This is a genomic window from Mariniflexile sp. HNIBRBA6329, from assembly GCF_043558645.1.
GTDB lineage: Bacteria > Bacteroidota > Bacteroidia > Flavobacteriales > Flavobacteriaceae > Mariniflexile.
Map to the genome: position 1 here is coordinate 319,399 of NZ_JBIFXS010000001.1, position 17,557 is coordinate 336,955.

3 protein-coding genes are annotated in these 17,557 nt (G+C 35.0%); all 3 read right to left on the reverse strand.

The window, feature by feature from the left end; genetic code table 11:
* Window positions 1-17: 17 nt before the first annotated feature.
* A complete protein-coding gene (locus ACGK9U_RS01330; RefSeq protein WP_394464554.1) occupies window positions 18-13,820 on the reverse strand; it encodes a T9SS type B sorting domain-containing protein in 13,803 nt (4,600 codons plus the stop codon).
* A gap of 788 nt (window positions 13,821-14,608) precedes the next feature.
* On the reverse strand, window positions 14,609-15,493 hold the full coding sequence (locus ACGK9U_RS01335; protein ID WP_394464555.1) for a carbohydrate kinase family protein: 885 nt from the start codon (window positions 15,491-15,493) through the stop codon (window positions 14,609-14,611).
* Between the two features lie 76 nt (window positions 15,494-15,569).
* Complete coding sequence (locus ACGK9U_RS01340) at window positions 15,570-17,549, reverse strand: glycoside hydrolase family 32 protein (protein ID WP_394464556.1); 1,980 nt, start codon at window positions 17,547-17,549, stop codon at window positions 15,570-15,572.
* Between the last annotated feature and the right edge of the window lie 8 nt (window positions 17,550-17,557).

Genomic DNA, 17,557 nt, shown 5'->3' on the forward strand with positions numbered 1-17,557 from the left:
GTAATTAAACCTTCCCATTATCTGTAAAGTGTAAAATGTCCGACAAACTCCTTATCATACTTTTTGTCGTTTAGCTTAACAACATACCAATAATCACCCGTAGGTAGTTCAATACCGTTGTATTTACCATCCCATTTAGCATTCACATTTAAAGTAGCTACCTTACGTCCATATCTATCGAAAATATTGACTTTTAAGTTTCTATACTGAGAAGCACAACCAGGACCCCATTGATCTAAATCACCATCATTATTTGGAGTGAAATAATTTGGGATACATAAATCAACAAACTCAAAATACTGGGTAGCAGTTGCAAAACAACCATAACTATCTGTTACCGTAACGGTATAAGTACCCGATTCATAAATTAAGAACGTATTGGTGCTTCCGTAAGATTCACCATTAAGAGTGAATTCATAATCACCCGAACCGCCTGTTGCTGTAGCAACAATTTCGTTTAATGTACCACCAGTAGGCATATCAATTGTTAATGCCAATGGAGTGTATGGTTCAATGTCAAAAGGCAGTGTTGGTTTCTCACATCCATTTGTATGTCTTACCGTAATAATATGATTGGTTCCCGCAGGCACATCTGAAAATATATTACTGTTTTGATAGGTTCCTCCATCTAATGAATAATCCAAATCGTTTAAATCTAAAGTGCTCGCATCGACTGTTACGGTAACCGTATTAGTTGATATGTTATTTTCACATCCAAATACCACTTCTACTTCGGGCTCGATTAATACCGATTCTGGGAACGTGATATTCCATTCAGACTCACAACCAAATGCATCGCGAATATACACAATATGATCGCCACCCGCTAAATTTGTAAAATCGAACTGGGTTTGAGTTGCCGTTCCTGTTGTGTAAACACCATTAATATCATCTAAACTAACACTGTATGGCATATTGCCACCAGAAATATCTATACTGAATTCACCATCCAGATCGCCTGAACATGCTTCTGGGAAAATTGAATTGGGCACAATAGTAAGTACAACTGGGTCAGGTTCAACAATTGTGACATCATACAATTGATAGCATCCCAATTCATCTTGCACGATGATTTGATAGTCACCAGGTGCTAGATTATCAAATACAGGATCATCAAAGAATTGATTCATTTGCGGGGATATGGCATACTTAATAATACCTGTTCCGCCCGATGCTGAAATTTCCACCATTCCATCATTACTCCCATTACAAACAATATCTGTTATAGTCAATTGAGCCGTTAATGGTAAACTAGGCTCTGTAATTATTACCGATAAAGAGGTTGCATCACAATCAATACTAGTCACTTGAACCTGATATGTTCCAATAGGAAGCTCTGTAAATACCCCAGGGCTATTTTGAACAGCTCCTGGAATGTCTGTTCCTGAACCATCTTGTAAAGTATAGACATAACTTCCAAGTCCACCTTGAGCCGTGGCCACGATAACTCCTGTGGCATCTCCAGCACAATTGATGGTTGCATTAGTTGTATCTAAATTAACCACTAGTGGTTGAAGCGGATCTATGGTTATCTCATTAGAAACACTAGCAGTACAAGCATTAGCATCTCTCACATAATATGAATACGTTCCAGGTGTTACTGAAAATGTAACATTGGAAGTAAATGTTCCCATAACATTAGTAAATGATGCATCATCACTGTATTGGTAAACTCCTGTTCCTCCCGTAGCACTTAATGTTAAGGTTGCATCTGTAAAACAGGTTTGAGTACTCGCTTTAACTAAAGCAGCCTCTATTTGTGTTGGTTCTGCAATAACAACATCCGTGGTTGTAAAGGCACAGTTATAACCATCTGTTACCGTCACATTATAAGTTCCTGCTCCTAAACCACTGAAAACCGGTGATACTTGTGGGCCTGATGAACTAACTGTTGGAGCAGTCATATTAAGGGTATAGGTATAGTTACTTTGTTGGCCACCCGTTACATTACTAACTGTTATTGTCGCATTTTTATCACCAAAGCAAGACAATAAATTAGTACTTGGCGTAGCAATTGCATCTATTGGTAACGGATTTGTTAAAACAACATTTACTGTTGCCACACAACCCTTACTATCTATAACGCTAACTGTATAATCACCAGCCGTTAGTCCTGTGAAATTAAATTCTGAACTATAGGCTGATATTACTGTTCCGCTAGTTAAAGCTAATTGATATTCATAAGTTCCAGGCCAGCCACCTGTTGCACTTGCTGAAATTGTTCCATCATTATTACCACTCACACATGTTATTTCCGTATGGGTTTCAGCAATGCTTAAAGCAGCCGTTGGTGCTGTAATAGTAAAGTTTTTAGTTACTGTACAGAACGGTGTATTTATTAGAGTGGCAATTATAGAATATGTTCCTGAAGCTAAACCATTAATTGTAATTGGACCTGCATCAGCTGTTGATCCAGTTTGTACAGGATTTACTAAATCAGTTACATTGTAAATTTGATAATTAAACGGACCTGACTCATCTGTCGGTATTGGAGTTCTATCAATAAATGTAACATTAACCGAGCCATTGTTATCAGCAAAACAAGTCACATCAATAACAGAATCGATAGTAAGATCGAACGTATTAGGATTATTTACATAATGTGCGGTTTGAAGGCTACATCCTGTATCTAAATTTGTAACCGTAATAATATAATTCCCTATTGGCAATGCTGTAAAAACACCTGTATTATTTGTTTGGGTAGGTAAAATGGCTGCAAAATCTTCTAATGTATATTCTAAATTAGGCGTGCCCCCTGTACTTGTTACTAAAACAGTTATATCTTCATCATTCGTACATGTAATGGCATTGTCAATGGCTATATCTAAACTTTCTAATTTTATATATGGTTCAATGGTAGCTGTTGTAGTTCCTAAACAACCCTTATTGTCATATACATTAATAATATATGAACCTCCTAAGAAGTCCAGTTCGGTATACACATTATTTGGACCAAACTGCACAGTAGTTCCGCCTCTAATAAACTCATAGTTAGTATATGTTCCCGAACCACCTGTTACACCAGATACTGTAATAGAAGCAAAATTTGTTGTATTGGTGCCTGCTGTACAAGCATAGTCTACTACTGTTGGTGCAGGAACGGTTATTATATTTGGTTCTCCTACAACCACATCTTCAGTAGCAACACAATTTCTTCCTGAGGTCACTTGAACCGTATAAGTTCCTGCTGCCAATCCTGTAAACACATTTGAAGTTTGTGGAGCAACCGCAATAGGTGCTATAATCTCGTAAGTATAAATTGGGTTATCATTGCTAGCATCTAAGTTTACTGTTATAGCTCCATCACTACTTCCATTACAACTTACATCTATCGGTGTTGTTGTAAAAGTAACTGGTGTTGCTGCATCTAATGTTACATCGATATCTTTTGTACATAGTGTTACTGTATCGGTAATAGTAACTGTGTAAGTTCCTGATGGTACTCCTGAAATTACATTTCCTGAAACTAATCCTACAACAGGACTAATTGAATATGCATAACTTCCTGAACCTCCTGCACCTGTTACAGTAATAACACCATCATTATCAAAACAACTTGGTAACGCAGTTACTGAAGCAGAAAGATCTAAAGCAGGATAAATTGTTATAGATGTTCCGCTAACGTTAGTACAACCATTTCCATCTCTAACTGTTACAAAATAAGTTCCAGGAGTTGAAACTGTAAAGGTAGGACTCGATTGGAACCCATTACCTATGGAGTAGGTAAACGGTGCAATTCCAGTTGTGCCAGTTACTGTAAACGTATAAGGGTCACCTGTTAAATTACATTGATTTGAAGCAAGTGTTGGGACAGTTACTGTTGGTAATGGATCTGTAGCTATAACAACATCTATTTGGTCTGTACATCCATTACTATCCATAACCCAAACATCCCAATCTAAACTAGTTGCTGGATCTAAAATTGCAGAAGATCTACTAGTATAATTTGATATAGAAGGAACAGAACCATTAACAACAAAAGCATATTGATAAGGTGATGTTCCGCCATTTGCAGTTACAGTTACTTGTGCTCCAAAGTTACAATTCGCATTAGTATTTGAAGCTTCAACAAGTGTCAATAATGCAGGTTCGTTTACAGTTACTGTAACTATATCTGTACAACCAGTTGTTTCATCTGTTACAATTATAGTTTGATCACCAATTGACAATCCTGTTAAATTAATTGTATTTGATGTTTGTCCTGTAATTGCAGAACTTCCATTAATTGTATAACTATAGGTTGAACCAAAATTAGATACTGTAAATTCTACCGCTCCATCTGTTCCACCATTACAATTAACATCGCTTACTAATAATCCTGACACAGTAATATTTGTTACTGGAACTACCGTGAAAGATTCTGTATAATAACATCCATTAGCATCCGTAACAGTAAACACATAAGTATCTGGAGCTAAACCTGTAAACACATTTGATGCTTGTGGACCAACAGTAATAGGTGAAATAATTTCATATGATAATGGAGCAACACCATTTGTTGCTGTTAATGTAACATCACTAGTTACTGCTAAACAAGTCACTGGCGTAGAAACAAAATCTAAGTCAGTTGGCTCATCTAAAGCTGGCACAAGAACATCAATAGGCGTTACTATAATACATCCATTGGCATCTTTTACATATGCAGTAACTGTTCCTGAAGCATATGTAGAATACGTATTTATAGATGTGTAATTTACTCCACCATTAAAACTATAAGTATATGGAGCCGTTCCACCACTTCCTGTAATGGTTATAATAGCTGGTTGTGTTGCGTTTCCTGAACCACAAGTAAGTCCCTGAGTTAAATCACCAGTTCCGCCAACTACCGTAGGCTCTGTAATAGTAACTTGGGTTGCTGCTGAATCACAATTTTTACTGTCTCTTACAATAACATCATAGGTGCCTTGTGATAAACCAGTAAATACATTTGATGATTGGAAGTTTGCACCGTTATCAATACTGTATTGATATGGGACAATTCCATCTGCCGCAGTAATAACAATACTGCCATCAGCTCCCCCATTACAACTTACATTCGTTTGTGTATATGTAAATGTTGGTGTTGTTTTTGGGGTTACAGTAATAACATTAGAGAAAGCCTGACAACCTTGATCATCCGTCACCCTAAATTGATAGGTTCCATCTAAAATTGCTATATAAGGTGTGCTTGCTGGTCCATAGACACCACCATTAAAACTAACTTCATATGTATTATAAACTCCTGTTCCACCACTTGCTGTTAAAGTAATACTTGCATCAACCAAACATGTTAAATCTTGGGTTAAATCTACATCTAGTAATAATGGAGGTTGAACTACATAAGAATCTGATGCAATACATCCATTGGCATCTTTTACACTTACTGTATAAGTTCCAGCTGAATTAATTGTAAACGTAGGACTAGACTGATAAGCTCCACCAATACTATAAGTTAATGGGCTAATTGCAACTCCTGTTCCTTCTACTAATGTAATAGTAAAAGGTGTTCCATCAAAACATTGAGAAGCAACAGGATTAATTGTTGGTTCTGGATCTTTTATTAAACTTACGGGATCAAGTTTTATACAACCGTAAGCATCCTTAACATAAACAATATAATCTCCAGCTGAAGCTGTAAACGTATTGGATGAAACCCAACCTGCGTCTGTTGCTGTTGGTGCTGGGTCTGTAGATAATAATAGTTGATACGTATATGGTGCAGTACCATTACTTGCAATAGCAGTAATAACACCTAACTCGTTACAATTTTCGTTTCTAGAAACTGATGCAGAAATAGTTAAATCGATAGTAGATTCTTTAATTTCAAAAATTGCTGATGCCGACTTACAACCATTATAAGATCCTGTTCCATTTTCTGTAAATACAATATAATATTGACCTGCTGATAAGGTACCTGGAGATGGTGCAGTAATTGTTTCTGGTGTACCAAAAGTAACAGGCACATTAACTGATGCTCCAAGTGATATATTATTATAGGCGGTGAAAATTTCATAATCAACAGAAGTTGTTGTGCTATCAAAACCATCAATAGTAAATGTTACACTTCCATCATTTTCACCTAAACAAGTAATATTATTTGGAATAACTGATGACGTTAAAGTAGAGGCTGGAGCAATTGGTGAATCTGCTGACTTAACAAAATAACAATCAGTACTAAGATCATGTACAACAAATGTATAAACAACTCCAGGAGTTAAATTAGTAAATGTTTTAATACTTCCACCTGGCACATCTGGTCCAACAAAAGTAGATGTATATGGAGCTGAATTAAATTCTAAAATTCCAAACTCATAATTACCACTTCCTACCGCTGAAATAGCTTCAACAGAAGCAGTTCCACCATTAATACAATCAGAAGATACCGTAGTAACATCTATTGATAAATCTGAAGGAGGAGATGCCATTATTATTTGTTTTGTTAAACTACAACCATTAACATCAATAACATTAATTGTATAGATTCCAAAATTTATAATATTAAAAGTATGGTCTTCATTTGATGTTGCTGAATATGGATTGCCAGCAATTAAATCACCAAAATTATTTGTGATATAATATGTAAATGGCGCTGTTCCTCCTGTAACATTTTCTATGGTAATAGAACCTAAACTAGATCCTCCTAAAGCACTACAAGTTATATCAACATTAGCCAAATCAAAATCTATAACATTTGGCTCACCTATTGCAATTGTTTCAGTATCAGTACAACCTCTTGCATCTGTAACTGTAATAGTATAATTGCCAGCAGCCAAACCAGAAGTTTGTGTTCCATAATCTGTACCCGTTGTATCATTATGAACATTTATTACAAATGGTGGAAATCCAAAGTTTGTATCAATATTTACGTTTATTGCTGCTGTTTCTTCTCCATTACATAAAATATCTTGTACTGGAGAAACACTTAAAATCACAGGATTTACAGTATATGTAACTGTAATCACATTGGTTTGTTGAGTACATCCATTTGCATCTGTAATTTCAAACTGATAATCTCCAGCTACAGATGTTAAAAATGTAAATGTAGACCCACTTACTGTTGCAGTTCCGCTACCTTGAATAGTTGATATTGTATAAGGTGCATTGCCTCCAGAAATTGTTCCATCAATTGTTGCTTCAGCTGGAGCATAACACGTTAAATCCTTTGTTAAATCAGCACTTACCATAATGGGCGCAAAAACATCTGTTTGTGTCGCACTAGTTGCGGTACAACCATTACCGTCTTTTATCGTTATTGTAAAACTTCCTGCAGCATTTACTGTAAATGTTGGACTTGTTTGATAAGATGCTCCACCATTTATACTATATGACAATGGTGCCACACCAGTTCCTGAAACGGTAAAAGTAAATCCTGAAGTAGACGTACACTGGTTAGATACCGTTGGAGCTGTTACTGTTGGTAATGGATCTTGTATTACTGTAACTGTTGTAATTGAAATACATCCATTAGCATCTTTTACATACACATCCCAAATTAAATCTACTGCAGAATTAGTATCTACGGTTATTACATTATTACTACTATAATCAAAAGCAGTAGGTGCAGTTGCACCTGATATAACAGCTGCATAAGTATAATTAGGTGTCCCTCCTGATACTATTGCTGTAATTTGAGAATTAAAATTATTACAATGCACATTAGTTGCTGTTGCTGTTAAACTTATAGGATTTGCTGGTTCTGATATAGTAATAGTTTCATTAGCACTACAACCTGTTGTTGTGTCTGTTACCACAATTGTATAAGATCCAGCTGTTAAACCTGATAAATTAATTGGTGATGTTCCTGCAATTGAAGCTCCACTATTTATGGTATAGGTAAAACCTGTTGAATCATAAACTGTAAATTGAATTGCTCCGGTAGTATCACCATTACACAAAACATCACTTAATTTTAACCCTGTTACTGCAATTGGAGTAACTGGATTTACATTGTATGATTCTGTATAATAACATCCATTAGCATCAGTCACTCTAAAAATATAAGTTCCTGGTGTTAATCCTGTAAATATATTTGAAGTTTGTTTTCCAATTACTATTGGAGATGGAGCTATAGTTTCATATTGTAGCGGTCCTACTCCGTTTGTAGCTGTCAAAGTTACTGTTGATGATGTTGCTAAACAAGTAATATCTGTAGCAGCAAAATCTAAATCTGTTGGTGGATCTAATCTAAATATTGTTAAAGAACCACTATTAGTACATCCGTTAGCATCTTGAACGGAATACGTAATTACTTGGTCCGTTCCATTATCATTTACTGTTAAGGTATTTGTTGAACTATAGCCAGAACCGTTAAAACTATATAAATATGGAGCTGTTCCAGTTGTTGGCACATCAATAGTTACAATTGCAGATTGTGCTGTATTACTAGCGCTACACATAAATGCTGTTGCATTTGCAGAGACAACCAATGCTGTTGGTTCTGTTAAAGTTACAGTTCCATTAAAAATACATTCGTTAGCATCTTGAACCTGGTAAGGATATGTACCAGCAGCTAATCCTGTATATAATGATGTTGTTGTAAAAGTGCTTCCATTAAAACTAAACATATAAGGCCCAACTCCACTAGCAGGGATTATTTGTACAGAACCGTTAGAGTCTCCATTACAACTAGGATTAACCGTTGTAGTAGTTGCGGTTGGATTTATTATTGGACTGATTGTTATTACATTTGATACAATCTGACATCCATTAGCATCTGTTACTTGAAACTGATAGTCTCCATCAACAGAAGTTGTTAATGTAAATGAATTTCCTGTTAAATTAATTGTTCCCGTTCCTTGAATTAAAGTCACCGTATATGGTGAATAACCATCTGAAATAGTTCCAGTAATTACTGCATCTGGGTTAGATGTACAATCCAGTTCTTTAACTAAAGTTACATCTACACTTACTTGTGTCGCTATAGTTTCTGCTGGCAATATAACTTCACAACCATAAGCATCTCTTACAGTTATAACATAAGAACCTGGTGTTAAATTAGTAAAGATTGGGTTTGATTGAAATGCACTTCCATTAATACTGTACTCATAAGGTGTTTGCCCTCCTGAAGCAGAAACTTCAAGTGTAGCTCCATTGACAGCATCATAACAATAGTCTGCATTAATTATTGATGCTGTTGGTGGATTTGGATTTTGCAAGCTAATTGTAGTTGTAGCTGTACAACCATTAGCATCTGTAGCTCTTATTGTATAATCTCCTGCTGATACATTGGTTAATATACCATTGCTAGGAAAATTAGCTACTAAATTTAACGATGTATCCAGTAATTCATAAGCATATGCCGGAGAACCTCCTGTTGCCGTTACCGTAACAGTAGAACCATCCAAACAAGTTACTGGTGTTCCTGAAGCAGTTACACCCAACACTGTAGGTGCTGTAATATCTTGATTAAATGTTAAACTACACGTATCTACAGCGTCTTCATAACGTACTATAACAGTATAGCTACTGGCAGCCAATCCTGTTATAGTATATGGAGATGTCATCTGTGTATTCCAAGTCGCTCCATTATCTATAGAGTATTGAAATCCTTTTGAAGGGTCAAAATTTTGAGCAGATATAGTAATGGTTCCATCTGCTCCCCCATTACAACCAATATCTGTAGCTGTAATATCAGCTGTAAAAGCATTCCCAGAACCTACTATAAAAGGAAAGTCTACTTGTTCTATACAGGTTTTAGGGAGTTGGTATACTTCAATATCATCTACAGCAAAATCAATTCCATTTACTTGTGCTATTTCTAACCTTAAAACAAAATCTAAAGTTGTATTGTTTCCTGGGTTAATCGTTTTGTTAAACTCTACCCAACCATTCGTTTTTGGTATACCTCCAGTAGATTCTGAAGATAAAGCTGCACCATTAACATCCTGTAATTCTACAGTAAGTGAAGCATCAGGTTGGGTGTTTCCTACTTTTAACAGATTAGTAGCAAAAAAGCGTACTTGAATAGGTTGATTTGGAATAATATCTACAATATGTTTTCTATAAACTACGGCATTATTTGGTATTGCAAATCCTGCATCAACTGCTAGAAACCTACCAGGAATACTACCAGAAGTATGATCGACAGGACTCCACCAACCATCATAAGGATTATTTCTAAGTTCATTAGTAACAGTATATTCTCCATTCCCAAAAAGTTTATCTCCATTACATTTTGTTGCTTCCACTTGTCTTTCAAAACAAAAATTAGGATTAATTCCTGGTGATGTCACATCGCCTCCACTACCAAAATCCTCAAACAATAAATTACTATATGTTGGTACTGTTTCCAGTTTATAGGTAACACTTATGGTATGGGACCCTTGAGATACATCTAAAAACGTTTTAGGGTCAGCGGTATTGGTATTCTCTACACCATCTAACAAATAGCCATAGGTATAGGTATTACTTCCAGAATTTGTTACGGTCACTGTTGCATTGGCTGTCCCATCACAATTAAAATCAGGATCTGAAACATCTATAGTTGGTGCAACTGGTTCAGGGTCTAATACAATTCCTGGCATAGCATAGATACAACCATTGGCATCCCTTATGTATAAAGTATAAGTTCCTGGAGCAACATACGCTTCATTTGTTGTTACCCATGTTGCCTGATTATCAAAACTATATTCATACGGTGGGGTACCTCCTTGTGGATTTGTAATTCGTACTTTACCCTCTCCTGAAGGTCCACAGCCAGCTAATTCTGAAACGCCACCTGAAGCTGTTACAGCTGAGTCAGGTTGTGTTATGGTAATGTCTTGAACAGAACTAAAACACTCAATACCATTTAATGAATATTTAATACTTGTTGAATATGTTCCTGCACCAAGGTTTGAGAACGTTGGGTTAGGACTGTAAGTAACCCCATTATCAATACTATAGGTTATAGCATAACCATTTGCATTGGTTACATTAAATTGAATTTCTCCAAAGTTATCACCATAACATAATATATCCGTAGAACTCAAGCTGTAAGTTGGCGCTGGTATACCTTCGATATATTGACTGGTTGTTGTACTACAGTTATTGGAATCTACAACTAAAATTGTGTAATTACCCGAAGAAGGTGCAATTATTATAGGACTATCTTGAGAATCGGTAGAACCATTTACATAATACAAATAGGGAGGCGTCCCTCCATTAGGGTAGACGGTTATTTCACCATCAGTACAAGTTAATGGTCTTGTAACAGCAGAAGTTGCGGTTAATACTGGTGGATTGATGATTTCTAAATCATCACTAAAAGTACATCCATCATCAGTTGATACAGTATAGGTATAGATTCCTGGATTAAGGTTTGGAAACGTATAATCACTTGCCAATATTGGACCAACACTATTGACTAGTGTTCCTCCTTGGGAAATGCTATAGTAATACTGTGGAAGTGCATCATTCGATGCTAGTTTAATACTTCCTTTGTCACCATTACAATTTGGTTGGGTAACAAATGTTGTAACGGTAAAATCGCGTTGTCTAACATAAACACTAGGAGTCTGAAAGATACAAGGATTTGTATCTACTCCTACTTGTCTGATATAAATTATATAATATCCAGGTGTATTGATAGTAAAAACATTACTGCTTTGGTAATTTGTTCCATCAACACTATACTCATAACCACTAGGTACACCTCCTACAGTAATTTCTCCAGGAGTGGTACAAATAATATCTTTGGCTGTTGCGGTTGGATTTAATAAATTTTGGTATACATTAAAATAAAAGATACTAAAACATCCTCCTGGATAATTAATTACTATCCTAAATTGACCAGACTCGGTTGCTGTATAATTTGGTCCGGTTGCAACTTGATTCCAAGTACAATCAGGACTTTCATTGGCACAATCGTCAATTGTCAATGCGGAACAACTTCCCTCATCTAATTTTTGCCAAATAATAGAAACCGCATCACTAATCCCTGTGGTAATTGCTCTTGTATCATTGATTCCACATAAGAAAATATAGGGCAGCTGTTTCCCATCGTTAGGACAAATAACCACCTTATCTGCATAAGGTATCACCGGATTGGTAATGGTGCTCCCATAGGGAATAACCGTTATCTTTTCTTGGATGGATATACATGTTGAAGAAGTTGTGTTGTTCACATAATATGTTCCCGTATTAGTAGCTGTATAAGTTTGCCCTGTTCCAATAACAGGCGTTCCTGTTGGACTAGTTGACCAAGAATAGCTATCATAACCATCTGCAGCTTTTAAAAGTACACTAGGTCCACAAAGCACTTCATTTTTTTCAAAACTACAATTTGAAATATCTACCAAAAAGTTAGTAGAACCTGGTACACCTAAACATTCCGTTGTAGCGAAACTACCTTCATCTTGAATAACAGTAGGATTGATAACGCCTCTATAGGTTGCGAAAGCTTGGTTCATAATTTCATTTGAACACGCTTGACTTAAATCGTAGCAATTAGGCACCACTTGAACTGCAATACGTATTACAAACCTCGGATCGTTAACTTCTACCGAAGCATCGGGAATATTAAATATTAGTGTTCTTGTAACAGGATCATATGATTGTAAAGTCGCTCCACCCGCATTAGTTAAATCAATATCTGTTGAAGGATCAAAGACAATATTATCTGGAAGCACATCTTTTATAGTAAATTGGGTAACATTATCGTTACCAACACTTTGATAACTTATTTCATAAAACAAATTTTGTCCTAAGTTAACATCATCACCATCAATATCGTTTCCAGATGTATCAAGTACAACTTTGGTAAGGTCTATATCTGGGGCAATAATATCTACGGCAAAAGCACTAAAAAAAGCAAATATAGGGTCTGCTTGCCCTAGTGGTACCTGTAAACGAAAATCGGCTGATGTGACATTATTATTTATATAAGAAGGATTTGCTTTTATTATTTCTAAAAATCCTGTGTCATATCCTAGAGTATTTTCACTCATTGGATTTCTTGGGTGAGATACTCCATTCGTGTTTTCTATTATGGATCTGAAAAAATTATTTGCTGGTTTTCTTAATGGCGTTAAAACCTCTTTTCCATTAATTTCTAGCTTAGACTTTTGAGTTTTATCTCCTTCTAGAACACCATAGGCAAACTGCAAGTCTATATTACCTGCGGGTGGTGTTCTAAAGCCTGTAACTGGTATTACTAATTGTTGCCCATTAAAAAGATGACTAAAACCATCAAATAAGGTAAACGATTTGGTATGCAATTCTGGATCTTCATATATAACTATAAGTGACCACCCTGCACTTAAACCTGTAGAGTTATTAAATCCTTGACTAGATACAATATCAGCAACTGTATAAGTGCCTTCTATATCAGATAAACCCGATATGATATTTGTGATGTCGGCATAACAAGCGTAAGGCGTGTTACCAGGCTCATTATTAAATGACACAATGGGACTTACTATAGCGTCATAGATAATTTCACCACCAATATTAACATATGTTGAATTACCTGGTAATTTTAGTTTTATGTTAGTTATATTGGCTCTACTTTCTCCACTTTTAAGCATAGCACTCCAATATAGTCCTGCGTAAGCTACACGATAACATGTGGTCGCGCTCCCATCTTTATGATCTGATAATATAAGATCGGCACTGCTCGAACTAAATGTTGAAGCGTCTCCATCAATATCAACATACTGCATATTGATACTTTGATTAACTGAAACATTATCATTAACAGGCAGATTGTCTTTACTAAGAATATTGTTTCCAATTACAAGCATACTTCCTCTGACATCAACCTTTTCCCTTACGGTAAAAGGTTTGTAAGTTTGAGCATAAGAGTAAAAATTTAATAATAATACAACAATAAATGCTGATTTAATATAAGTAGTTTTATTCATTATAATTACATTTAAGGCCTTCTTTACATTCTGAGATTTTCTGAATTAAATTAGAGTTATTAAAACATGTTCTATTTTAATCACAAATGCTATGCAATACTAATTTTACATTTTGCAATAAAACATTTGTTACTACCAGCTGTAACATTCAATTATAACTGATACTCAAAAATAGTCATAAATCCGATAAATGTACTTTTTTTTCGATTAAATGCAAAATAATTTTATTATATTATGTTTTTTCTTTCATTTTTTATTAAAAACATATTGTTTCAGTAACATATAAGAGACAAGATTTACACATGGAACATTAAAAACAATGGACTTCCAATAAAAAGTACAAAGCTGATAAAGTAATTATAAAACATATCTTCATGATACTTTATATTCTTCTCACTTAAGGAAGTTCCTAAAAAGTAAGGACTTATTTTTGAAGAATTATGGGGCTCTTTATAAATCTATATTATGGTTCGTTCACCCAATGTTGAACCTAAACAAAAAAGACCTTCAATTTCTTGAAAGCCTTTCTATCACTGTAGAGAAGATGGCTATTGAACTTTTTATAATCCAATATATCCCAACATATAAAAAATCTACTTTTAATCTTAATTTGTGCTTAACAATATAATTTATTATATCTTTAAGTTATAAGAATGCATAACATAATTGTCAACTATACTGTCAACTGATAATTCCTCATACTTTTTATTTAAAAGAACATAAAAAGGTCATTAGCACGCTTATTTTTTTATCCTACTTTATGATTTTAATAAAAACCCATAATTATATTAATAAGGGTTAATAAAATTATCTATATCCGACCGCATCAATACTGGATTTGCCCCTTCACTTTGTGCAACCATGGCACCAACGGCACATGCAAAATCTACGGCTTCTTGTGGGTTCACTTTATTTAGTAATTGACTTATCAAAGAACCTAAAAACGAATCACCTGCACCAACCGTATCAATTACTTTAATTAGGTATCCGCTGTTATAATAAAATTTATCATCATACAGTAAAACAGCACCATGATGTCCTTTTGTAACGCAGATATGTTTAGTATTTGTTTTTTTAGCAATGTACCTAATATTCTGTTCCATAGAACGGTATTTAGAATCTAAATAGCCGCTAACCTCATACAACTCATCATCATTAAACTTTATAAAATCGGCCTCGTTCATTAATTTAATCAAAAGCTCTTTGGTGTAATATGGAGGTCTTAAATTTAAATCGAAAATTTTGTATTTGGCAAGTTCTATGAGTTTGAATAAGGTGTTTCTTGAACTTTCATCTCTTGCTGCAAGACTGCCAAAAACAAACGCATCAGAGTTTTTAACAGCACACTTATTTATTTCTGTTAACCTTATTTTATCCCAAGCTCTTGGGTATTTAATATCATAAGAAGCTGACCCCTTTTCGTTCAGCATTACTTTTACTTTTCCTGTTTTGTATTCATTATGTACTTGAATACAACTGGGGTCAATGCCAACATCCTTAATATAATTTAGCAATTTAGCCCCATTTTCTCCTTGTCCAATGGCACTAATCATGGTTACATCATTACCTAATGCTTGTAATCTATTGGCAACATTTAAAGGTGCACCACCTATTTTTTTATGTGTGGGAAACACATCCCACAGCACTTCTCCAAAACATGTTATTTTTGACATCTTATATTTTTTTTTACAAAATCCCTTAAAAATTAAGGAATTAAAATTATTTTGTTCATTTACATTATTCACCAGTTCAATCCTGCATTTTCAAATCCCAAAGATCTAATGTCTTTACCTTGACTTTCCCAAAGTTTGAGAACAATTGAATTTCCACGCTGGAAGGATCAGGATAAATTTTACTAGAAATCACAGTTTCACCATCATTGGCAAAAACCTCAACAGAACAATTATCTACAAAAATGTGAAGCTTTAAGTTATCATTTCTATTTTTTAAAGGGCCTTCGTTTTTTTGTGGAAACAGGGAAATAAAATCATCTAATCCGCTATCGCTTCTATCAACATAGAGTTTCTCGTCACTTGTTTTATAACCAATCACTGTTTGTTGATTATTACCAACCCCTATTTTTATTCCAAATTCAAGTGCATTTATATTTTCAAAATCAACTATCAATTCAAAGGCGTTTTTTGAAGGCTTGATTTTTTTTGGTTTCCATATACCTTCAAACGTATTATCACTTACTTTCAAATGTTTTTGTCTTAATACTTCCAATTCTTTAATTGGTTTTTGCATCAACCGAACACCTTCTGGAAATGTCTTTAACGCAACGCTACGCGGAACAGACTGAATTCCTCTAACAGGTTCTAATCCACCATATCTCCAACTACCCATCCAGCCAGTCCAAATGATTCTATTCTCATTCTCGGCATAATTATTCCATGCTCTCACAGCAAAAAAATCTGGACCATAATCGATCCAAAACGCTTTCTCCCTCTGTTTAATTAATGCAAGGTCATTGCATAACATAAAATGATCGGCAAGTATGGCTCCATTAGTTGATTTATCTACGATTTCTATTTTTGCTTCTTTGGATTTATATTCTGAAACATCCCAACCCACCCATTGAAGACCACCAGAATTATTACCTGTTTGTGATCTAACAATGGCATCATTAATTAATAAATTAACACTTAAATCATTTGGATTATGATTTCCGCCAACAAGAAAGTTTATATGGTCTTTGGTAATTTTAAATAATGGTGACGTGATTTTTCCAATTGACCTTGATCTATCATGATGACTATTGGCAAAAAACATTCCTTCTTTTCCCATAACGGCTCCTTGACGGAACAATGCTTGATTGGATGGCGACTCAATAAATGCGTTTCCTTCCATAGTCCAGTTATAATGACCATGTTCAAAATCAAAAAGAACTTCACCAGATGGTTTGTAGTCATCTTTTTTTAAATCTAAGGCAAATTCCGGATCTATTGTAAATTTTGTTCCATCAAAATCACCTATAAAATATTGTCCGGTCAATGGTTGCACACTAATGGACAGCACCCATTTTATATTATTGGGGTCATTATCTACCTGAAGTGGGAACAAATCGGCACATTCCCAAACACCCTCAACAGCTCCATAAGGTCCAAAATCGCTCAAAAATTCCCAATCAATTAAATTGGACGAACTAAAGAATTTTATTTTAGGTACATCTGCCCATCCAATAACCATGATCCACTTTTTAGTGGGTTCGTACCAAAACACTTTTGGGTCTCTAAATTCCCTTGAATTTATATCTAGAATGGGGAACTTTTTATACCGTGTCCAAGTTTTGGTAGTATCATTGCTATAAGCAAGACCAATTACCTGATTTCCCCAAGGCTCACTATCATTATGCCAGAAAGAAATTAATGGCGAGTTTCCATTTATTCCTAAACCACTGGTATTTTCTTTATCAACTACAATAGTACCAGATCCACCTAAGCGATTGTTGTTTCTTAAAGAATCCCTTACTTGCTTGGAAATGGCTGGATCATACACTTTTCGTCGTAACAAGCCTGCTTCAGTTATTTTCCAATTAACAAAATCACTACTGACAGCACTCCCCCAATTATTATAATACAAGCCATTGTAATAAAATAAACCTGTAGGATCACCACTTGGATAATAGTGGTAAGACGGATTATACTGCTCTTTGTTGCTCTGTCCAAAACCGTAGATTGACATTAATATTAAAGCACTAAGAGCTGTTTTTTGGATAACGTTTTTCATGATTTAAC

Coding starts and splice junctions, on each gene's coding strand:
- ACGK9U_RS01330 (WP_394464554.1), bottom strand. CDS start 13,820: ATGAATAAAACTACTTATATTAAATCAGCATTTATTGTTGTATTATTA.
- ACGK9U_RS01340 (WP_394464556.1), bottom strand. CDS start 17,549: ATGAAAAACGTTATCCAAAAAACAGCTCTTAGTGCTTTAATATTAATG.
- ACGK9U_RS01335 (WP_394464555.1), bottom strand. CDS start 15,493: ATGTCAAAAATAACATGTTTTGGAGAAGTGCTGTGGGATGTGTTTCCC.